The sequence below is a fragment of the Acidovorax sp. FJL06 genome (genome assembly GCF_003852545.1).
Lineage (GTDB): Bacteria > Pseudomonadota > Gammaproteobacteria > Burkholderiales > Burkholderiaceae_C > Acidovorax.
The window spans coordinates 23,131-42,543 of the sequence record NZ_QAJR01000004.1; the positions used below are offsets into that span (position 1 = coordinate 23,131).

Below are 19,413 nucleotides of genomic sequence, written 5' to 3' on the forward strand. Positions count from 1 at the left end.
TGCTGAAAGCATTTTTTCGATGCCACAATGGCCTGGCCCCCAACTTGCCGCCTCGCCCTCCATGACCCTGGCCACCGTCGTCTCCCACTGGCTGCGGACTACGCGTTCCAGGCTGACCCTGCTGTTTGGCGGCACCGCCGTGCTCACCGGCCTGGCCATCGGGTTTGTGGCCGACGAGGTGCTGAGCCGGCATCTGACCGAACTCAGCGGCCAGTCGCTGATGAACGCCAGCCAGCCGATTGCCCTGGCGCTCGGCCAGGGCATGGAGGAGCGCGAACGCGAGATTGCGCTGCTCAGCCACCTGCCCATGCTGACGCGCGCGCAGGGCTATGCGCCCCAGCTGCAGGCGCACCTGGAGCAGATCCGGCAGTCCTACCCTTTTTATTCGTGGATCGGGGTGACCGATGAGCAGGGTGTGGTGCAGGTGGCCACCGGCAATCTGCTGCTGGGGCAGAACGTATCGCAGCGGCCCTGGTTTGGCGCGGGCCAAAACGGCCCCTACATCGGCGATGCCCACGACGCGGTGCTGCTGGACAAGCACCTGCGCGAGCCCGGCAGCACGGTGCCCCTGCGCTTCATGGACTACGCCTCGCCGGTGCGCGGGCAGGACTCCGTGCTCAAGGGCGTGATCTCCGCCCATGTGAACTGGGCCTGGGTGCAGGACATCATCCACCGCGCCAGCCCGGCCTCGGTGGCCCGCAGCGGGATGGAGGTCATGCTGGTCAACAAGGATGGCGTGCTCAACGCCGCCGGGGCCATCGAGCTGCCGCGCGCGTCGCTGCCCAGCCTGCCCGACCCGGGCAGTTTTCAGGTGATGTCCTGGGGCGAATCGCAGGGCGCCGGCTACCTCACGGGCGTGGTGCCGGTGCCCTCGCACACCGTTACCAACCTGGGCTGGCAGCTGGTGGCCCGCCAGCCGCTGGACATGGCGCTGCAGCCCATCAGCCGGCTGCACAGCGTTCTGGTGGTACTGCTCACGCTGATGACGGCGATGCTGGTGGGCGTGGCCTACTGGGCGGCGCGGCGCTTCAGCGAGCCGGTCGAAAAGCTGGCCGAGGCCGCCCGGCAGGTCGAGGCCACGGGGCAGGTGGCGGCGCTGGACTTCAACCTGGAGACGGTGGAGTTCCAGCACCTGCGGTCTGCGCTGCAGAACATGACCCAGGGCCTGATCGACGGGCGTGCCGCCCTCGAAAAAGCGAATGCAGAGCTGGAACGCCGCGTGCAGGAGCGCACGGAAGCCCTGTACCGCAGCGAGCAGCGCTACCTCTCGATCCTGGAGGACCAGACCGAGATCATCTGCCGCTTTGACGGCGGCAATCGCCTCACCTATGTCAATGATGCGTATTGCCGGCTGTTCAACCTGCGGCGGGATGATGTCCTGGGCGAGGTGTGGGCGCCCGTGGTGCACCCGGACGACTACCCGATGATTGCGCAGCAGCTCGCCGCCGTGACGCCCGCCAACCCGGTGGTGGTGGTCGAGAACCGGGTGTTTGCGGGCGATGGGGCCATCCGCTGGTGCCAGTTCAGCAACCGGGCGCTGTTTGACGATGCGGGGCACCTGGTGGAATGGCAGTCGGTGGGGCGGGACATCACCGAACGCCGCAATCTCGAGGCCGACCTGGCCCGGGCGTCTGAGCGGTTCCAGGACCTGTATGACAACGCGCCCTGCGGCTACTACGCGCTGGACCCGAACGGCAAGTACGTGCACCTCAACAACCTGACCCTGTCCTGGCTGGGCGTGGGCCGCGAGGAGGTGGTGGGCAAGCTGGGGGTGGCAGATTTCTTCGATGCCGAAGGCAAGGCGCAGTTTGCGAAGTACTTCCCCATCCTGCGGGCGAGCGGCAAGATCGGCCCCCTGGAGCTGACCTTGCTGGGCAAGGGGCGCGAACCGCGCCGCGTGAGCGTCTCGGCCACCGCGATCCGCGATGCGGCGGGCGAATTCGTGATGAGCCGCTCCATCATGTACGACGTGTCGGAGCTGCATGCGGCGCGGCAAAAGCTGCATGCCCTCAATCTGGAGCAGCAGGCCATGCTGCACAACGACCTGATCGGCATCGCCAAGATCAAGGACCGCGTCATCCTGTGGCGCAACCCGGCGCTGGAGCGCATCTTTGGCTATGCCCCGGGCCAGTTGCAGGGCCACACCACCGAAGAGATGTATGTGGACCGCGAGGATTTCCTTGCGTTTGGCCGGGACGCCTACCCCATCCTGGCCTCGGGCCGGCACTACCGCCAGCAGCGCCGGATGCGCAAGCTCACGGGCGAGGAGGTCTGGATCGATGTCAACGGCGTGGCCCTGAACGCCGACGGTGAATCCCTGTGGCTCATGCAGGACATCACCGCCATGAAGCAGTACCAGCAGCAGGTGGAGCACATCGCCTTTCACGACGGCCTGACCCACCTGCCCAACCGCCTGCTGCTGGCCGACCGCATCACGCAGGCGTTTGCACTGTGCGATCGCACACAGAGCCAGGCGGCGCTGTGCTACATGGACCTCAACGGTTTCAAGCCCATCAACGACCGCTATGGGCACGACATGGGCGACGAGGTGCTGCGCGTGATCGGTCGGCGGCTGCAGGAACAGGTGCGCGCCAACGACACGGCGGCGCGGATCGGTGGCGACGAGTTTGTGCTGCTGCTCACCGCCGTGACCGATCCGGCCGAGGTCAGCGTGGCGCTGGAGCGAATGCTCCAGGCCATCGAACAGCCCATCGACCTGGGCGGCGGGCGCGTGGTGGGTGTCTCGGCCGCCGTGGGCACGGCCATCTACCCCCGGGACGGCAGCCACGCCGAGGCCCTGCTGCGGTTGGCCGACCAGGCCATGTACGCAGACAAAGGGCATGTGTCGGCCGAGCGCAGCCGCTGAACGGGCGAGAGGCTGGGGGGCTGTGGCCGCAAAACCTTAGCGGCTGGCGAGGAGCCGCCCGGTGATGGCCTCCCACTCGCTCGCCTCCACCGGCGTGATCGACAGCCGGTTGCCCCGCTGCAGCACCCGCATCTGCGCCAGCTCAGGGTGCTCGCGCAGTTCGGCCAGGCCCAGCAGGCGGGTCTTTCGCAGGGCCTGCACGTCCAGCAACAGCCAGCGGGGCTGGTCGGGCGGGGATTTGGGGTCGTGGTAGGGCGAGGCGGGGTCGAACTGCGTGGGGTCGGCCCGCGTGCCGCTGGCCACGCGGGCGATGCCGGCAATGCCGGGCTCGGGGCAACTGGAGTGGTAGAACAGCACGCCGTCGCCCACCTGCATCCCGTCGCGCATGAAGTTGCGCGCCTGGTAGTTGCGCACCCCCGTCCAGGGCACGGTGGCGCCTGGGGCGGCCAGCGCGTCGTCGATGGAACATTCCTCGGGCTCGGACTTCATGAGCCAGTAGCGCGGCGGGCGCTGCAGGGTGGGGGCGGTGGTCATGGCGCCATTTTGGCAAAGCGTGTGGGGGGGCTGGCAAGCAGGCGCTCACGGCAGGGATTGTGAATGCTTTGTTTTTGATAGCTGCTTGCGCTTAACCAGTGCGCCGTAGAGGCCTTTTTATGGATTGATTTCCGGTGCGGCAGCGCCCGGCAATGCCCCGGGCCCCGCCAGGGGTTGGCGGGGCAGCACGCAGCGCAGGCCCACCCCGCACCCGTCCAGCCCGTCGGCAAAGCCCAGCGTGCCACCCATGCGCTGCACCACGCGCTGCACGATGGCCAGGCCCAGGCCCGTGCCGGCCTCGCTGGTGCCGGGGATGCGGTAGAAGCGCTCCCACACCCGCATGCGGTGTTCGGGGGCGATGCCCCGGCCGTTGTCCTGCACCTGCAGCACGAACGGGCCATCGGGTGCCGCGCCCACGCTGCCCAGGGTCACCTCCACGCTGCCACCCTCCACGCCATAGCGGATCGCGTTGTCCACCAGGTTGTCGATGACGGAGCACAGGCCCTCGCGGTCCAGCCGGGCGTGCAGGTGCTCGGGGGCGCTCAGGCCCAGCTCGATGCGCCGTGCCCGCGCCAGGGGCACGAGCAAGGCCACGCGGTTGCGCAACAGGTCGGCCAGGTCCAGCGTGGGGTACTCGGCAGGGGCGGCGGGTTGGGCGGCTGCGTCGGCGCGCGCCAGGGTCAGCAGCTGGGTGAGCAGGTGCGAGGCGCGGGTGATGCCCTGTTGCAGCGCGCGGGCGGCATCGGCCCGCGCGGCGGGGTTGGGCTCGGTGAGCAGTTGGTGCGCCTGGGCATTGATGGCGGCCAGGGGGGTGCGCAGCTCGTGCGCGGCGTCGGCCAGAAAGCGCCGTTCGGCCTCCAGCCGCTGGGCCTCGTGGGCCAGCAGGGCGTTGAGTTCGTGGACCACGGGCGCGGTTTCGGCATAGAGCCTGTCCACCTGCACGGGCGCCAGGTCGCCCGCCCGGCGGCGCGAGATGCGCTGGGCCAGCTGCTGCAGCGGCGCCAGGCCGCTGCGCACCGTGACCCACACCACCAGCCCGTGCCACAAAAACACGCCCAGCTGGCTTTTGAGCACCAGCCACAGCACCGGCAGCAGGGCGCCCAGCTGCAGCGCGCCGGGTTCGGCCACCTGCACCACCACGCCGCCGTCGCTTGCGGCCTCTGTGTGCAGGTGCCAGGGCGGGTGGCCTGGCGAGGTGGGGATGGATTCGGTGGCGCGATCCGGCCAGGGCAGGTCTTCGCTGCTGCGGTACAGCACCTGGCCCTGCGTGTTCAGCACGCGGACATGGGTCAGGCCGGCAACGCCCAGCAGGTCGCGGCCCGTGATGCGCACCAGGGCGCCTTGCGCAGCCTGCATGCGGGCGGGCAGGGTGGCCTCGGGGCCGCTGGCGGCCTCGGCCAGGATGCGGGCGGTCTCGCGCAGCCGGGTATCGATCTCTTCGGGGCTGCGCTCCAGCGCCACCCAGGTCATCACCGAGGCCAGGGCCAGCCAGGCCACGACCAGTGCCAGTGCCTGCCAGGCGATCAGGCGGCGGATCAGCGAGGGCGGGCTGCCGGGTGCGGCGTGCATCCCTGCGAGGCTCATGGCACGGAGTCCGTGGCCGGGGCCTCCAGCACATAGCCCACGCCACGCACGGTGCTGATGAGGTGGTTGCCCAGCTTGCGCCGCAGCTTGTAGACATGCACGTCGGTGGCGTTGCTGTCCAGCGTGTCGGCCGGGCTGGAGCTGGCCTCGATCTGCGCGCGGGTGAGCACGCGGCCCGGGTCTTCGGCCAGCGCGCGCAGGATGTCGTATTCGCGGGCCGAAAGGTGCACATCCTGCCCATGCAGCTGCACCCTGCGCCGCGCGGTGTGGATGCACAGCGGGCCGATCTGCCACACGCTGCGGGTCTGCCCGCTGTGGCGCCGCAGCAGGGCCCGCACGCGCGACAGCAGCTCTTCAATGGCAAACGGCTTGCCCAGGTAATCGTCGGCCCCGGCGTCCAGGCCCAGCACGCGCTCGCCCACGCTGTCGCGCGCGGTGAGCAGCATCACTGGCGTGGCCTGCCCCTGGGCGCGCAGCCAGGCCAGCAGGTCCAGACCTGTTTCGCCGGGCAGGCCGATGTCCAGCAGCACCAAGGCAAAGGGCTGGTCTTGTAGAAACCGGCGCGCGTCGGCGCTGGTGCGCAGCCACACCACAGGGTGGCCCGCCACGGTCAGCACGCGCTGCAGCGAGTTGCCCAAGGGGAGGTCGTCTTCCACAAGAAGGATGCTGGCCATGCGGTGGTTGGGAGGCAGGTGGGATGGAAGGGGCTGGCGGCGATTCTAGGAGCGGGCCGCGCCGCCCAGAGGGGGCATGCGCAGCGGGTGTTCATGAAAGCTTCATCTGGGGCGCCCCGGCACGGCGGCCGCTTCATGGGGGCTTCATGCAGGCCTTTGCAGACTGCGGGCTTCTTCACTCCTTCCGTCCCGACTGTCGGGCTTCCGTATGAATCTGCAAAACGCCATCACCCTGTTTTCGCCGCGCAACTTCGTGTGCGCCTTGTTCATGTCCATGCTGTCGGCCTGCGGCGGCACGTCGGACGAGGGGCATGTGGTCACCGTGGACGGCGTCAGCATGGACAAGACCATCGACAAGACCGGCCCCTACGACCTGGAGGTGACGGGCGCCCGCAACGACGTGACGGTGGCTGCGGGCAACACCGTGCTGCGCCTGAGCGTGGCGGGGCTGAATAACCGCATTTTTGTGCTCAAGACCACCACCGTGGAGCGCATCGAGCTGGACGGCAGCGGCAACACTGTCTATGTGCCTGTGGGCTTCAAGTCGCGCATCTCGCGCAACGGCAACAACAACGATGTGGTCGAGCGCTGAGACACGCGCTTTGCCTGCAAAATTGCGTTCACCAGCCGCCGCAGTGCGGCGTGAGAGAGACCCATGGCAAAAGCAGGCAAGCCACAGCGCAAGCCGCAAGCGGCCCCCCCGGCGAAACCAGCGGCGGGCCGTGGCGGCAAAAGACAAGGCCAGTGGCTGCTGGGCTTGTTGGCGCTGCCGTTTGCCGCTGTGGGGGTGGGGCTGCTGATTCTGAGCGTGCTGCCCACCCTGTACGACTGGTCGCGCATGCAGTTCTGGCAGCCGGTGGATGCCACGCTGGTGTCCGCGCACCTCGAAAGCAGTGGCAGCAGCAAATCCACCTCGTTCCACGTGACCGCGAGCTACCGCTACCAGGTGGCGGGGCGGGATTACGAAGGCGAGCGCGTGGCCATCAGCGGAGGGGCTGACAACGTGGGCGACTTTCAGGAAGCGCTGGGCGAGCGGCTGGAGCAGGCGCTGCGCAGCGGGCAAGCGGTGCGCGCCTGGGTGAACCCCGCAAACCCCGCCGAGGCCGTGATCGACCGCAGCTTGCGGCCCGGGCTGCTGGCGCTCAAGCTGGTGTTTGTGGTGGTGTTTGGCGGTGCCGGGGTGGGCATGCTGGTGTTTCTGGTGCGGGGCCCCGCACCGGCAGGGCGCAAGCCGGCGCGGCCCTTGGCCACGGGCGCGCCCGGCCAACTGGCCAAGATCCCAGGTGGGGTGCAGATGTACTTTCCGGCGGGGCGGTGGTGGGGACTCAAGCTGGGGCTGGGCCTGGTGGGGGGCTTGTTCCTGCTGGTGGGCGCCGTGGTGCCCTGGGATGCGGAGACCCAGGCGGACATCGCGCCCTGGCTTTTCCGCCTGGGGTTTGGGGGCGTGGGGGGCGCACTGCTGGTGGGCGCGTTTTATGCGCTGGCCAACAGCCTGCGCGTGCAGCTGGACCAGGATGGCCTGCGCACCGAACGGCGCCTGCTGGGCCTGATGCTGCAGTGGCATCAGGTGCCCGCACAAGACATTGCCCGGCTGCGCGTGGCGGAGAGCTACTCCACCGAGATCAACAACCGCCACGAGGTCTACTACCGCATCGAGGCCGTGCTGCGCAGCGGCAAGAAGATCACCGTGGCCCAGGACCTGCAAGGGCGAAAGGACGCGGACCGGATGCTGGCGTCCATCGGCAACGCCACGGGCTACCCTGTTCGCTGACCGCCATCCGCAGGCCGGGCGAGCCCCGGCCTTGCTGCCTGCGCTGCGGGCGTGTCACAGCTTGGGCTTGTTGTCCTTCATGGCGTCCAGTGCCTTTTTCCGCGCGGCTTCTTCTTCGTTGCTTTTCTTCTCCAGCACGTCGTAACGGACCTTGTGGTCAACGATTTGAATGGCCGATCCGACGATCATGTCGGAGGCGTAGTGGCGATTCAATTTTGCATTCAGCTGAATCCCACAGTTGGGCTCAAAACCTGCTGGCACGGCCAGGTTAATGCTGTCGCCTTTTAATCTGGATAAATCGGTGCGCGGTGTGGTCACGTTGCCGCCCGCTCCATGGGGGCACATGCCAATCGAAGCCTTGTGCGCTGTCAAAGCGTAATTTCTGTCATAGGCCCACAGCATGGATTGTTCATCGGGCGTAATGTCGGAGGGGGTTCCGTACTTCTGTTTCAAGGCGGAGATGAAGGTTGCCTTGGGGATATATCCCCCTTCCGGGTATTTTTGTGCACGCCCCAGAAACCATATTTTCCCGGAATCATCCTGCAGCGCGATCATATGGTCATTGACGCTGTTATTCTTATTTTCGGCAATGCCTTGAATTCCAACCACCTTGCCTTCGCGGGTCTTGATTTCGCTGAATTTATAGTCTGCATTGACCTTCTCCATCAGCGGTTTCTGCGTGGCAAGCAGTGCCCCGATTTTGACACCCCCAATATCTGGAAGTGCTTGTGCAAAAATGGAGGATGAGGCGATGGCAAGGCTTGAAATAAGGGCGGTTTTGAAAAAATTCATGGCAAATAAGACGTTGATTTGTATTTTGTGCAAGCCATGTCGGTAAAAAACCGGCCCGCACATATTGCGTCACCCCACACAAAGCTCTCTTGTCTATATAGGGCGAACGGATCTTATCGGCGTCTTGTTGCCGGGGATCAGCAGCAAATTTTTAATTTGTTTCAAATCATTGCTTTGGTGTATTTGTGTATTAACTGACCGTGCGTGCGATTTTCTGCCGAACCCATTGGGTGGGGCGCGCTTTTCTTCACAAGAAAAAATCAACTTTTGCGATAGAGCCGGCAGGCGCATGGGGCAGAACGGACGGCGCGCCTGTGCTTCAGCCTGCCTTGCGAAAGGTCAGGTTGATGCGCAGCGCGCCCGTCATGGCATGGCAGGCCTCGGTCAGCGGCAGCACGCCATGGAAGCGCAGCCGTGCCGGCCCGCCCCACACCACCACGTCGCCATGCCACAGGCCCACGCGCCGGGCCTTGTCGGCACGTTGTGCGCCGCCCCACAGGAAGATGGCCGGGACGCCGAGGGACACGGAAACGATGGGATGGTCGTAGTGGCCCTCGTCGCGGTCCTGGTGCAGTGACAGCCGCGTGCCGGGCGTGTAGCGGTTGATGAGGCAGGCGTCGGGCGCAAAACCGGGGTAGCCTGCCGCCTCGGCGGCTTCACGGGCGAGCAGGAGAAACAGCGCAGGCATGGGCGGCCAGGGCAGCCCGGTGGTCGGGTCGGTGGGGCCGTAGCGGTAGCCGCTGCGGTCGCTGATCCAGCCCAGGGCGCCGCTGTTGCTCATGGCCACCGACATGCGCTGCCCGCCGGGCGTGATGAGGTGCCGGAAGGGCGCCTGGGCCGCGATGGCGTCCACGGCCTGCAGCAGCCCGGCTGCCGTCTCCAGGGCAAAACCGCGCAGCACCACGGCGCCCGGCTCCAGCCACTCGGGGGCCTGGGGCGTGGGGGGCAGGTCGTCAAAAAGACCAAGGTTCATGGCTTTGTCGTTCTGGTGTTGTGGCCCCATACCGATGCAACTGGCGTGATACCCGCGAGTGCACCCGTGGAACTGGCTTTGCCAGGCCACCGGGTGCGTCCCCCTCCCGCGCAGCGAGAGAGGGGTGAAGGCGCCGAAGGCGACTCAGGGGGAGCATACCTACCAGCTATTCAGCATCGTGAAAGATGATGCCCACCGTGTGCCGCTGGCCCGATCGCACGCGGCTCACCCCATGGCGCATGTTCACGCGATAGGTGCCACGCGTGCCTTGCACCGGGCGGTGGTGCACGGCAAACACCACAGCATCGCCCTGGTGCAAGGGCACGACCTCGGCGCGCGACTGCATGCGGGGGCGCTGCTCGGTCAGCACAAACTCGCCGCCGCTGAAGTCGCGGCCGGGCTCGGACAGCAACATGGCCACTTGCAGCGGGAACACATGTTCGCCATACAGGTCCTGGTGCAGGCAGTTGTAGTCGCCCGGCGCGTACTGCAGCAGCAGCGGCGTGGGCCGCAGCTGGCCGGCCGCATGGCAGCGCGCGATGAAGTCGGCGTGCCGCGCAGGGTAGCGCACGTCGATGCCCATGGCGGTATTCCAGTGGTTGGCGATGGGGCACAAGTGGGGGTACAGCGCGTCACGCAGCCCGGCCACCACATCTGGCAGCGGGTAGCTGAAATACTGGTACTCACCCAGGCCAAAACCATGGCGCTGCATCACCACGCGGCTGCGGAACAGGGGCGGGCCGGGGTGGCGGTACAGGCCGGCGAGCGCCACACATTCGCCGGGGCTGAGCAATTGCGGCAGCACCACATGGCCCTGGGTGTGCAGTTCGTCGGTGGCCTGCGCCCAGTCGATGGCGGCCACGCGGTGGGGCCAGAGCGGGGAGGGCTGTGGGGCGGCGTGTGGCTGGGCGCTCATGCCACCTTCTCCTCGGTGACGGCCGGCGGGGTGGTGGCATCGGACTCGCGCGCCAGCAGCGCCCGCTTGCGCTCCACGCCCCAGCGGTAGCCCGAGAGCGCGCCGTCGCTCCTCACCACCCGGTGGCAGGGGATGGCCACGGCCAGGGCATTGGCGCCACAGGCCTGGGCCACGGCGCGTGTGGCCGTGGGCGCGCCAATGCGCTGCGCGATGTCGGCGTAGCTCGCGGTCTGCCCCACCGGGATGGCGCGCAGCGCCTGCCACACACGCTGCTGGAAAGCGGTGCCCTGCACGTCCAGCGGCAGGTTGAGGCCCAGGCCAGGCGCTTCGACAAAGGCCACCACCTGGGCCACGAGCAATTCGAATTGCGCATCGCCGCCCACCAGCTGGGCCTGGGCAAACCGGTCCTGCAGGTCGCGCACCAGGGCATCCGGGTCGTCGCCCAGCAGGATGGCGCACAAACCTTGGCCGCTGTGCGCCACCAGGATGGCGCCCAGCGAGCATTGCCCCACTGCAAAACGGATCTGCTGCGCCACGCCGCCCGCGCGATAGCGGGTGGGTGTCATGCCCAGCACCTGGGCGGACTTTTCGTAGAAGCGGCTGCTGGACGGGTAGCCCGCGCCGTAGATCGCGTCGGTGACCGAGGCGGTGGGCTGCTCCAGCGCGCTGCGCAGGCGCTGTTCGCGCTGCGCTGCCGCGTAGGCCTTGGGTGTGAGGCCCGTGGCCTGCTTGAAGATGCGGTGCAGGTGCGAGCCGCTCAGCCCTACACGGGCCGCAAGCGCCTCGAGCGTGAGGTTTTCCACGTCTTCGGCTTCGATGAGGCGGCAGGCCTGCGTGACCCATTCGGCATGGTGCGATTGCGCAGAGGGCTGCTCTGGCTTGCAGCGCTGGCAGGGGCGAAAGCCGGCGTTTTCGGCCTCTGCACAGCTGGCGTGAAACCGCACGTTCTCAGGCCGGGGCGTGCGCGCTGCGCAGCTGGGCCGGCAGTACACCCCCGTGGATCGCACCGAATACCAGAAGCTGCCGTCTGCCGCCGTGCTGCGCGCGAGCACCGCCGCCCAGCGCGGGTCGGCCTGGGTGACGGCGGCTTGCTGCGCGGCCTGGGTGGAACGTGTTGCCGGGCGGGTGGGCATGGAAATGGGGGGCGGTGAAGAAGCGGCAGTGGCACTGGCTTGCATGGTGAGGGCTCCGAAAAGAACCTGTTTGCAGACAGGTTGCGTTGCGATGCCCTCACTGTAGAAACGGTGCGCGCCGGGCGCACTCCGAAGCTTGCTTTTGAATTCTGCGCTTTGGCGCGGAATTGCAGGCCGTTTGCCCCCGTTTGCCCCCGTTTACCCCTCAAATACTATTGTTTTGATAGCTGAAAGGGCATGTGCACAATGCGGTATCTGCCATTTTTATTCATATTCTGGCGGCTGTAGCGGGCGCGGGCGACGTTGGCCGGTGCCACCCCAGCGCCGCGCGTCCTCGCCGGGGATCGCCAGCGGGTTGTTGGCGGGCTCGGCCAGCGGTGCCAGCAGCGCTTTAAGGTCGGCCTCGCTGAACTTCACGGCACCCGCTTCATCATGTCCCAGCACACCGCTGGCCAATGCCGCCTTGCGCGCCTGCAGCTCCAGCATGCGCTCTTCGATGCTGCCTTCGACCACCAGCTTGTAGACGAACACGGGCTGGTCCTGGCCGATGCGGTGGGCGCGGGCCGTGGCCTGTTCCTCCACGGCGGGGTTCCACCAGGGGTCGAGGTGGATCACGGTGTCGGCGGCCGTCAGGTTCAGGCCCGTGCCACCGGCCTTGAGGCTGACCAGCAGAACGGGGGCGCTTGTTGCATCCTGGGCCTGAAAGCGCTTGACGACTGCGCCGCGCTGGCCCGGCGGCGTCTGGCCCGTGAGGGTGAGGTAGGGCAGGGCCAGCGTATCCAGCCGCTCGGCCGCGAGCATCAGCATTTCGGTGAACTGCGAGAACACGAGCACGCGGCGGCCTTCATCGACCAGGGCGGGCAGCAGGTCGGCCAGCAGCTCGAGCTTGGCGCGTTCGGTGCCGGGGTGGATCTTGGCTCCTTTGACCAGGCGCGGGTCGCAGCACACCTGGCGCAGCTTGAGCAGCGCGTCCAGGATGGTGATCTGCGCGCCGTCAAAACTCTGGCGCTCCAGCACGCGGCGCACCTGCTTGTCGGCCGTGGTGCGCACGGCTTCGTACAGCTCGCGCTGCCTGCCCTGCAGCTGCACGCGCTGCACGACCTCGGTGCGCGGCGGCAGCTCGGTGGCCACGTCCTGTTTGCGCCGGCGCAGGATGAAGGGGCGCACGCGCTGGGCCAGCAGCTGGGCGCGCAGGGTTTCGCCGCTTTCCTCGATGGGCTTGCGCCAGCGGGCATTGAAGCTGCGTGCATCGCCCAGGAAGCCGGGCATGAGGAAGTCGAACTGCGCCCACAGCTCGCCCAGGTGGTTCTCCAGCGGCGTGCCGGTCAGGCACAGCAGGTGGGGCGCCTGCAGCCGGCGCAGCGCGCGGGCGCTGCGGCTGCCGGCGTTCTTCACCATCTGCGCCTCGTCCAGGATGAGCAGGTGAAAGGGCTCGGCCGCCAGCGCGTCCACGTCGCGCCAGAGCAGCGGGTAGGTGGTCAGCACCAGGTCATGGTCGGCAATCTGCAGGTAGCGCTGGCCCCGGCTGGCGCCATGCAGGGCCAGCACCCGCAGGCCCGGCGCCATGCGCGCGGCCTCGGCCTGCCAGTTGAAGAGCAGCGAGGTGGGCAGCACCACCAGGGCCGGGCGCGTGAGCCGGCCAGCCTCTTTTTCGGCCAGCACGTGGGCCAGCGCCTGCGCGGTCTTGCCCAGGCCCATGTCGTCGGCCAGGATGCCGCCCAGACCTTGGGCGCGCAGGTATTGCAGCCAGGCCAGGCCTTCCAGCTGATACGGGCGCAGCTGCACCTGCAGGCCCTGGGGGGCCGCCACGGGCTGGGGTTCGCCCATGCGGCGCAGCCGCTGGGCCAGCTGGGCCAGGCCCATGTCGCCCTGCAGCTGCCAGCTGTTGTCCCAGCCACTGACGGTGCCCACGCGGTGCGCCTGCACCAGCCCCGCACGCAGGGCCTCGATGCGGCGCGCCTCCCAGGCGCCCAGGCGCAGCGGGTCGCCGTCCTTCAACTGTTTGCGGGTGGGGGCGGTGAGCAAGTCCACCATGGCGCCCACGATGGCCTTGAGCGGCCCGGCGGGGGCGTCGATGCGCCGCCCGCCCGGTGCGCGCAGCGAGATGATGGCGATGTCGTCGATGGCCGCCATCTGCCGCGCGTTGAGCCAGCGCACGTCGCGGCGCAGCAGGTCGGCCAGCATGGGGGCGAGGTCCAGCACGGCGCCGTCGATCTCTAGCCCCAAGCTCAGCAGCCAGGCGCCTTCGCGCTCGGGCAGGTGCAGCTTTTGCACAGGGCGCTGGCGTGTGCCCAGGGGCCCGTCCACTTCTTTGGCCAGCAGTTCGCCGGTGTCGGGGGCGATGACGAGTTTCCAGCGCTGCACGGGCACGCTTTCGTGCGCGAAGCCGGGGTGCACCACCACGCTCCAGCCCTCGGCGCGCAGCTGCGGAATCTGGTCGGCCCAGAAGTCGCCGAAGTGTCCCTCCTGCGCCAGGGTCCACGCCGGGCCCAGCGTGGCGGCCGCCGCGCGGTGGCGCCACTGCAGGCTTTTGGGGTCTACCGGGGTCAGGCCCAGGTCCCACACGCGGTCCATGGCGTCGGCCTCGGCGGCCAGGTTGCGCGACATGCGCTGCACGGGGCCGCCCGTGTCGTACAGGTCCTGCACGGGCGCGGGCCGGGCGTTGAGCACCGAGGTGGGGGCGGCGGTCTCCCACTGGGCCCCGCTGTCGGTGCGGTAGGTCCAGTCGATCTGCGCCAGGGTCACGCTGTCGCCGCGCGGCCCCAGCTTGCCTTGGGGCGCCATGCCCAGCAGGCCTTCGCCCCGGCCCAGCGTCATGAGGGTGATGCGGGGGCGGAAATGGCCCGCCACCAGGCCGGGAGCAAGGGGCGGGGGCACCGGCGATGGCGTGGCGTCCACCACACCTTCGCGCAGCAGGGCCATCACGCGGGCGGCTTCAACATCGGTCAGCGGCGCCAGCGCCTGCAGCGTGGTGGCGTCGCCCCGGTTGCGCAGTGCGCGTGCCCAGGCGGCGATCAGGGCGTCGCGCTGGGAGCGGGGTGGCTCCAGGTGAACAGGATGGGCGGGGGGATGGCCTGCGGCGGGCATAGGCCGCCGATTGTGCCGTGGTGCGTGGCCCCGTCAGCCGCCCAGCACCCGCGCGAACAGCTCGTTGCGAAAGTGGATGCCCAGGCGTGCAAACGCGCGGTTGCGGTAGGTCTTGACGGTGGGCACGCTCAGGCCCAGGTCGCTGGCGATGCCTTCATGTGTCAGGCCCTGCAGCAGGCGCGCGCACACGTCCAGCTCGCGGTCGGTCAGCCCGGCCTGCAGGCGCACCAGGCGCATGCGCAGCACGGGCAGGCCGTCTGCCGCCAGCGGGACCAGGGCCGCCTCGGCGGGCAGCACCGGCCCCGGGCGGGCGGGCTCGGCGGCCTCCGGCCAGGGGGCTGCCGTGGGCAGGTGGGGCTGCGGGTGCGACAGGTCGATGTGCTTGCGTGTGAGCGCGAGCAGCACAGGCGCCACCGATTCAAAGTCGCCGATCTGCCGGTCGTTGAATGCGCGCTGGTGCAGGTGGCGGTAGAAGTTGACGGCGAACACGGAGCCATCGCTTTCGTACTCGACCACCGACACCCGTTCGGCCACGCCGTGCGCCTCGTACACCCGCGCACGGTGCTCGCCCTGCACCTCGGCCGCCGTCACGTGGCAAAGGCGGGTTTCGGGCTGGGCCACGGGCAGTTCGTCAAAGGCCCGGCCCCAGGTGCGGTCGCTGCGGTAGGGGCCGGACAGGTAGGCCCACCAGCAGTCCTGCGTGGTGTCGGGCACCCCCCGGCTGGCCGACATGAACAGGGTGGGTTTGCAGCGGTGGCCGGTGCGGTACACCGACCAGGACGCGGCGGGCAGCACGGGCTCCAGGTCCTGCAGCAGGCCGGGCGCAAAGCCGGTTTCACCCAGCCGGTGGACCATGCTGGCCAGGGTCTGGCTGGCGGGGCTGTGCAGCACCTGTCTGCCAGGCGCTGTCTGTAGGGAAGGAGGGAGCCACTGCCGCATGGAGTCAGTCAGAAATGGGGGGGTCGTGGCGGAAAGTGTGAAGTGTGCTCTGGAAAAGGCCCCAAAGCCGCCTGCCGGACGGTCGGGTTATCCCGTCATCCTCTGGGATGACAGGCGGCCCGCGCTACGGGATTTACGCTAACGCATCGACTCTTGCTGCCCCCCATGCCTGACCTGATCTCCCTGCCCGATCCGCAATTTCGATTTTTTGCCGACCTCCGTGTGGAGGTGGGCAGCCCCCAGGAGGTGGGTCAGACCGCGCACGGCCTGCGGCGGCTGATTCCCATTCTGGGCGGCACCGCCACGGGCGACGGCTGGAATGCCCGGGTTCTGCCGGGGGGCGCGGATTTCCAGCTCATCGTGAACGACCGGCTGTCGGAGCTGGACGCCCGCTATGTGCTGGAGACAGACGGCGGCGATTTCATCTATGTGCAAAACCGCGCCGTGCGCTCTGGCCCGGCCGAACTGATTGCCCGGCTGGTGCGCGGCGAGCCTGTGGACCCGGCGCAGATCTATTTCCGCTGCAGCCCGAGCTTCGAGACGGCATCGCCCGCGCTGTCCTGGATCGCGGAGCGCATGTTCGTGGGCACCGGGGCGCGCTACCCGGATGCCGTGGTGATGCGCTTCTTTGAGCTGCGATAGCGCACCGCCTTCTGTCGCACTTGATTGCACTTGATCGCGTTGTCGCTTTTTGACTTTTCCCACACAAAAATCCTGGAGACACACATGAACCACACCACCAAGCCCCTGACCCTTGCCACCCGGCCCCGCCGTGCCCTGGTTGCGGCAGCCCTGCTCGCCGGGCTCATGCCCTGGTCTGGCGCACAGGCCCAGGGGGCGGCCGCTTACCCCAACAAGCCGGTGCGCATCATCGTGGGCTTTCCGGCGGGCACCGGGCCGGACATCGTGGCCCGCCTGCTGGCGCAAAAGCTCTCCGAGGGCTGGGGCAACCTGGGGGTGATCGTGGACAACAAGCCCGGCGCGGGCGGCCTCATTGCGGCCAGCGAAGCGGCGCGTGCTGCGCCTGACGGCTACACGCTGATGCTGGGCGAAACCGGCCAGCTCAGCATTGCCCCCAGCAGCTACAACAAGCTGCCCTACGACCCGGCCAAGGACTTTGCCGCCGTGAGCCAGGTGGTTACCTCCGACTTCGTGCTGCTGGTCAACCCGCAGAAGGTGCCCGCGCGCAGCGTGAAGGAGTTCGTGGACTGGACCAAGCAGCAAAAGGGCCTGTTCCTGGCCACCTTCGGCGCGGGCACGCCGGGGCACTTTGGCGCCTACATGTTTGGCGATGCGGTCAAGCTCAAGCCCGAGCCGGTGCACTACAAGAACACGGCAGACGCGCTGGGCGGCCTGTTCAGCGGTGACGTGCAGGGCGTGTTCGCCAGCGTGGGCCTGGCCGCTCCCAACGTGAAGGCCGGCAAGCTGGCCGCGCTGGGCACCACGGGCGCCACACGCACCAACACGCTGCCGGACGTGCCCACCATCAAGGAACAGGGCTACGCCAACCTGGAGTTCTCGTCGTGGTTCGGCATCGTGGCGCCAGCCAAGACGCCGCCCGAGATCATCGCCAAGCTCAATGCCGACATCGTCAAGGCGGTGCAGTCGGCCGAAGGCAAGGCCAAGATGGAAGAGGCCGGCTTTCGCGTGACGGGCACCAGCCAGCAGGACTTCGCCCGCACCATCGCGGCCGACACGGTGACCTGGGGCAAGGCGGTGGTGGCCACCGGCTTCAAGGCCGACTGAGCGCCCCGGGCAAGCACTCCCACTTCCTCACTTCCTCCCCTGACAGCTGACAGACCCGCGCACCTGCACCCGCAGGCGGCACGGGCCGGGGCGCAGCCATGCCTGCCGCTGGGCCCCCTTCACTGCGTTCATTCCAACCACAACACGACCGGAGACACACCATGCCCTTTGCTCACGCTCTGCCGCCCGCCAGTCCGCCTGCTGCGGGATTGCGCCGCAAGCTTGTACCCGCCGCACTCGCCATGCCTTTGCTGATGGCCGCCTGCGGCGGTGGCAATGGCGATGCGTCGGCCCAGCAGCTCACGCCTGCTGCGGCCTGTTCCGAGCTATCGACCAAGGCCGGCCTGGCCGCCACCACGCTCACCACCAGCTATGTGGCGGCAGACACCAAGCGCCCGGGCGGCGCCGCCACCGGCGCCTTCCTGCCGGGCCACTGCGTGGTCACGGGCGCCATCAACCCCCGTGTGGGCGTGGATGGCAAGAACTACGCCATCGGTTTCCAACTGAGCCTGCCGGACAACTGGAACGGGCGTTTCCTGTTCATTGGCGGGGGCGGCAACGACGGCATCCTGCGCGACACCTCGCTGAGCTCCAGCATCTCGGGCGGCACACCGTCGCCGCTGGGGCAGGGGTTTGCGGTGGTGTCCACCGATGCGGGGCATTCCGGCACCACGGCCAGCTTTGGCGCCGACCCGCTGGCGCGCATTGACCATGCCTACAACTCGTATGACAAGACCGCCGTGGCCGCCAAGTCGCTGATTGCCACGCGCTATGGCCGCAAGCCCGACCATTCGTACTTCTCGGGCTGCTCGGGCGGCGGGCGCCAGGGCATGGTGTTCTCGCAGCGGTTCCCGGACTACTTCGATGCCATCACGGCGGGTGCGCCCGCCATGCGGGTGTCGAGCGGCGCCACGGTGGCGGCGATGTGGAACACCATCCAGTTCAACGCCATCGCCCCGCAGGATGCGGCGGGCAAGCGCATCCTGTCGCAGGCGTTCAGCAATGCCGACCTGAACCTGGTGGCCAGTGCCGTCAAGTCGTCCTGCGACGCGGCCGACGGCGTGGCGGATGGGCTGGTGAACAACGTGAAGGCCTGCAAATTTGACCCGGCGGTGCTGCAGTGCAGCGGCACCAAGGGCGCGGACTGCCTGAGCGGTGCCCAGGTCGGCGCGCTCAAGAGCGTGTTTGCGGGGCCGCGTAATTCCGCCGGGAAGGCGCTGTACGCAGGCCAGCCCTGGGACCCGGGCCTGGCCGCCCCCGGCTGGCGCAGCTGGACGCTGGGCAACTCCACCACCGCCACACCCGATGCCCGCTACGTCACGCTGATGGTGGATGCGCTGGTCAACGAGTTCTTCACGCCGCCGGACCTTGCGTTCAACCCGCTGACCTTCAACTTCGACACCGACCCAGCACGCATGGAGGCGTATTCGGCCATCTATGACACCTATCGGGATGACAAGCTCGCGGCCTTCAGGCAGCGCGGGGGCAAGATGCTGTTCATCCACGGCATGTCCGACCCGATCTTTTCGGCCTTTGACACCCTGGACTACTACGAGCGCCTGGCGGCGAACAACGGCGGCATGGCGGCCACGCAGGGTTTTGCGCGCACCTTCCTGGTGCCGGGCATGAACCACTGCTCGGGTGGGCCTGCCACCGACAACTTCGACTCGATCCAGGCCATGGTGGACTGGGTGGAAAAGGGCGTGGCGCCGGAGACCCTTGCCGCCAAGGCACTGCCCACCAACACCGACATGCCCAACCGCACCCGGCCCCTGTGTGCCTACCCCCAATTCGCCAAGTACAAGGGATCGGGCAGTGTGGAAGACGCCAGCAGTTTCGTCTGCGCGACGGAGTAGGCGGGGCCCGGGCTGTCCGGGCTACTTGCGGGAGGTAGGGGCAGGGGCGGGCAGTTGCAGCCCGGCTTCCTGTACCACCCGCACGCAGTCGCGCAGGTGCTGCTCGCCCAGGTAGCGCAGCGTGGCATAGCCCAACGTGGCGGCCACAGCCTGGCCCGCCAGGGGGACGTACTTGGCGACCTGCTTGGTGGTGAGGCGCAGGCCCACCGTCTGCGTGGCGCGCAGCACCAGTTCGCGCGTGATGAGCTTGCCGATCAGCACCGACCCCACCAGGCCCACGGCCTTTTGCACCTGTTCGCGCTTGCTCGGGTCCAGTTGGTCGATCTGCCCAGCCGACAGGCCAAACTCGGCGCTGATCTGAGGAATGAGCCGGGACAGCAGGGCCGCATCCACGGCCCAGTCGAGGCCGGGCACGGGCACCATGCTGGCGGCAGCGGCCACCAAGGCCCGCCGGTGCAGCAGCTTGCGTGCGCGATGCACGGCGGCGGCCAGGTCCGGGTCGCCGGCGGCCATCTGCGAAGAGGTGGGCATGGGCAGGCCTG

Annotated in this window: 16 protein-coding genes; 6 read left to right on the forward strand and 10 right to left on the reverse strand. The window is 68.3% G+C overall.

All coding sequences use genetic code 11. The annotated features are described in order from the left end of the window. The first annotated feature begins 61 nt into the window (after nucleotides 1-61). Nucleotides 62-2,866 carry a diguanylate cyclase domain-containing protein gene (locus tag DBV10_RS03075; RefSeq protein WP_158616798.1) on the forward strand — a complete coding sequence of 935 codons (2,805 nt, stop codon included), beginning with the start codon at nucleotides 62-64 and terminating at the stop codon, nucleotides 2,864-2,866. Nucleotides 2,867-2,902: 36 nt separating this feature from the next. On the opposite strand, the gene DBV10_RS03080 is transcribed toward DBV10_RS03075, so the two are convergent. From DBV10_RS03080 to DBV10_RS03090, 3 genes are all read right to left on the reverse strand, one after another. Next, on the reverse strand, nucleotides 2,903-3,400 hold the full coding sequence (locus DBV10_RS03080; protein ID WP_124510533.1) for an EVE domain-containing protein: 498 nt from the start codon (nucleotides 3,398-3,400) through the stop codon (nucleotides 2,903-2,905). A gap of 117 nt (nucleotides 3,401-3,517) precedes the next feature. After that, nucleotides 3,518-4,984, reverse strand: a complete 1,467-nt coding sequence (locus tag DBV10_RS23315; protein WP_124510535.1) for an ATP-binding protein — start codon at nucleotides 4,982-4,984, stop codon at nucleotides 3,518-3,520. Next, nucleotides 4,981-5,658, reverse strand: coding sequence for a response regulator transcription factor (locus DBV10_RS03090; protein ID WP_124510537.1), 678 nt, complete (start codon nucleotides 5,656-5,658; stop codon nucleotides 4,981-4,983). Before DBV10_RS03090 ends, DBV10_RS23315 begins: the two co-directional genes overlap by 4 nt. Before the next feature lie 208 nt (nucleotides 5,659-5,866). Here DBV10_RS03090 and DBV10_RS03095 point away from each other — a divergent pair, with 208 nt between their 5' ends. Beyond that, entirely contained in the window at nucleotides 5,867-6,250 is a 384-nt protein-coding gene (locus DBV10_RS03095; RefSeq protein WP_124510539.1) for a DUF3060 domain-containing protein, read from the forward strand. A 63-nt stretch (nucleotides 6,251-6,313) separates the two neighbouring features. Then, nucleotides 6,314-7,429 carry a DUF3592 domain-containing protein gene (locus DBV10_RS03100; RefSeq protein ID WP_124510541.1) on the forward strand — a complete coding sequence of 372 codons (1,116 nt, stop codon included), beginning with the start codon at nucleotides 6,314-6,316 and terminating at the stop codon, nucleotides 7,427-7,429. 54 nt (nucleotides 7,430-7,483) lie between these two features. On the opposite strand, the gene DBV10_RS03105 is transcribed toward DBV10_RS03100, so the two are convergent. The 6 genes from DBV10_RS03105 to DBV10_RS03130 form a co-directional block, all read right to left on the reverse strand. Further along, a complete protein-coding gene (locus DBV10_RS03105) occupies nucleotides 7,484-8,221 on the reverse strand; it encodes a hypothetical protein (RefSeq protein ID WP_124510543.1) in 738 nt (245 codons plus the stop codon). Between the two features lie 319 nt (nucleotides 8,222-8,540). Continuing rightward, complete coding sequence (alkB, locus tag DBV10_RS03110; RefSeq protein ID WP_124510545.1) at nucleotides 8,541-9,194, reverse strand: DNA oxidative demethylase AlkB; 654 nt, start codon at nucleotides 9,192-9,194, stop codon at nucleotides 8,541-8,543. Between the two features lie 166 nt (nucleotides 9,195-9,360). Further along, on the reverse strand, nucleotides 9,361-10,110 hold the full coding sequence (locus DBV10_RS03115; protein ID WP_124510547.1) for a 2OG-Fe(II) oxygenase: 750 nt from the start codon (nucleotides 10,108-10,110) through the stop codon (nucleotides 9,361-9,363). Continuing rightward, a complete protein-coding gene (gene ada, locus DBV10_RS03120) occupies nucleotides 10,107-11,243 on the reverse strand; it encodes a bifunctional DNA-binding transcriptional regulator/O6-methylguanine-DNA methyltransferase Ada (protein ID WP_124510549.1) in 1,137 nt (378 codons plus the stop codon). The genes DBV10_RS03115 and ada overlap by 4 nt, the downstream gene beginning before the upstream one ends. Nucleotides 11,244-11,507: 264 nt before the next feature. Further along, complete coding sequence (locus DBV10_RS03125) at nucleotides 11,508-14,330, reverse strand: DEAD/DEAH box helicase (protein WP_124510551.1); 2,823 nt, start codon at nucleotides 14,328-14,330, stop codon at nucleotides 11,508-11,510. Nucleotides 14,331-14,363: 33 nt separating this feature from the next. Further along, the gene (locus DBV10_RS03130) at nucleotides 14,364-15,269 is read right to left on the reverse strand and encodes a LuxR C-terminal-related transcriptional regulator (protein ID WP_199740026.1); all 906 of its coding nucleotides are present in this window, start codon (nucleotides 15,267-15,269) and stop codon (nucleotides 14,364-14,366) included. A 165-nt stretch (nucleotides 15,270-15,434) separates the two neighbouring features. Between DBV10_RS03130 and DBV10_RS03135 the strand changes: the two genes are divergently transcribed. From DBV10_RS03135 to DBV10_RS03145, 3 genes are all read left to right on the forward strand, one after another. After that, complete coding sequence (locus DBV10_RS03135) at nucleotides 15,435-15,911, forward strand: DUF3237 domain-containing protein (RefSeq protein ID WP_199740027.1); 477 nt, start codon at nucleotides 15,435-15,437, stop codon at nucleotides 15,909-15,911. A gap of 84 nt (nucleotides 15,912-15,995) precedes the next feature. Next, entirely contained in the window at nucleotides 15,996-17,015 is a 1,020-nt protein-coding gene (locus DBV10_RS03140) for a tripartite tricarboxylate transporter substrate binding protein (RefSeq protein WP_124510555.1), read from the forward strand. A gap of 161 nt (nucleotides 17,016-17,176) precedes the next feature. Beyond that, on the forward strand, nucleotides 17,177-18,871 hold the full coding sequence (locus DBV10_RS03145) for a tannase/feruloyl esterase family alpha/beta hydrolase (protein ID WP_124510557.1): 1,695 nt from the start codon (nucleotides 17,177-17,179) through the stop codon (nucleotides 18,869-18,871). A gap of 21 nt (nucleotides 18,872-18,892) precedes the next feature. Here the strand turns inward: DBV10_RS03145 and DBV10_RS03150 are convergent, their stop codons facing one another. Then, the gene (locus tag DBV10_RS03150; RefSeq protein WP_124510559.1) at nucleotides 18,893-19,402 is read right to left on the reverse strand and encodes a hypothetical protein; all 510 of its coding nucleotides are present in this window, start codon (nucleotides 19,400-19,402) and stop codon (nucleotides 18,893-18,895) included. Nucleotides 19,403-19,413: the final 11 nt, after the last annotated feature.

Coding starts and splice junctions, on each gene's coding strand:
- DBV10_RS03090 (WP_124510537.1), bottom strand. CDS start 5,658: ATGGCCAGCATCCTTCTTGTGGAAGACGACCTCCCCTTGGGCAACTCG.
- DBV10_RS03140 (WP_124510555.1), top strand. CDS start 15,996: ATGAACCACACCACCAAGCCCCTGACCCTTGCCACCCGGCCCCGCCGT.
- DBV10_RS03150 (WP_124510559.1), bottom strand. CDS start 19,402: ATGCCCACCTCTTCGCAGATGGCCGCCGGCGACCCGGACCTGGCCGCC.
- ada (WP_124510549.1), bottom strand. CDS start 11,243: ATGCCCACCCGCCCGGCAACACGTTCCACCCAGGCCGCGCAGCAAGCC.
- DBV10_RS03145 (WP_124510557.1), top strand. CDS start 17,177: ATGCCCTTTGCTCACGCTCTGCCGCCCGCCAGTCCGCCTGCTGCGGGA.
- DBV10_RS03075 (WP_158616798.1), top strand. CDS start 62: ATGACCCTGGCCACCGTCGTCTCCCACTGGCTGCGGACTACGCGTTCC.
- DBV10_RS23315 (WP_124510535.1), bottom strand. CDS start 4,984: ATGAGCCTCGCAGGGATGCACGCCGCACCCGGCAGCCCGCCCTCGCTG.
- DBV10_RS03080 (WP_124510533.1), bottom strand. CDS start 3,400: ATGACCACCGCCCCCACCCTGCAGCGCCCGCCGCGCTACTGGCTCATG.
- DBV10_RS03135 (WP_199740027.1), top strand. CDS start 15,435: ATGCCTGACCTGATCTCCCTGCCCGATCCGCAATTTCGATTTTTTGCC.
- DBV10_RS03130 (WP_199740026.1), bottom strand. CDS start 15,269: ATGCGGCAGTGGCTCCCTCCTTCCCTACAGACAGCGCCTGGCAGACAG.
- DBV10_RS03100 (WP_124510541.1), top strand. CDS start 6,314: ATGGCAAAAGCAGGCAAGCCACAGCGCAAGCCGCAAGCGGCCCCCCCG.
- DBV10_RS03105 (WP_124510543.1), bottom strand. CDS start 8,221: ATGAATTTTTTCAAAACCGCCCTTATTTCAAGCCTTGCCATCGCCTCA.
- alkB (WP_124510545.1), bottom strand. CDS start 9,194: ATGAACCTTGGTCTTTTTGACGACCTGCCCCCCACGCCCCAGGCCCCC.
- DBV10_RS03115 (WP_124510547.1), bottom strand. CDS start 10,110: ATGAGCGCCCAGCCACACGCCGCCCCACAGCCCTCCCCGCTCTGGCCC.
- DBV10_RS03095 (WP_124510539.1), top strand. CDS start 5,867: ATGAATCTGCAAAACGCCATCACCCTGTTTTCGCCGCGCAACTTCGTG.
- DBV10_RS03125 (WP_124510551.1), bottom strand. CDS start 14,330: ATGCCCGCCGCAGGCCATCCCCCCGCCCATCCTGTTCACCTGGAGCCA.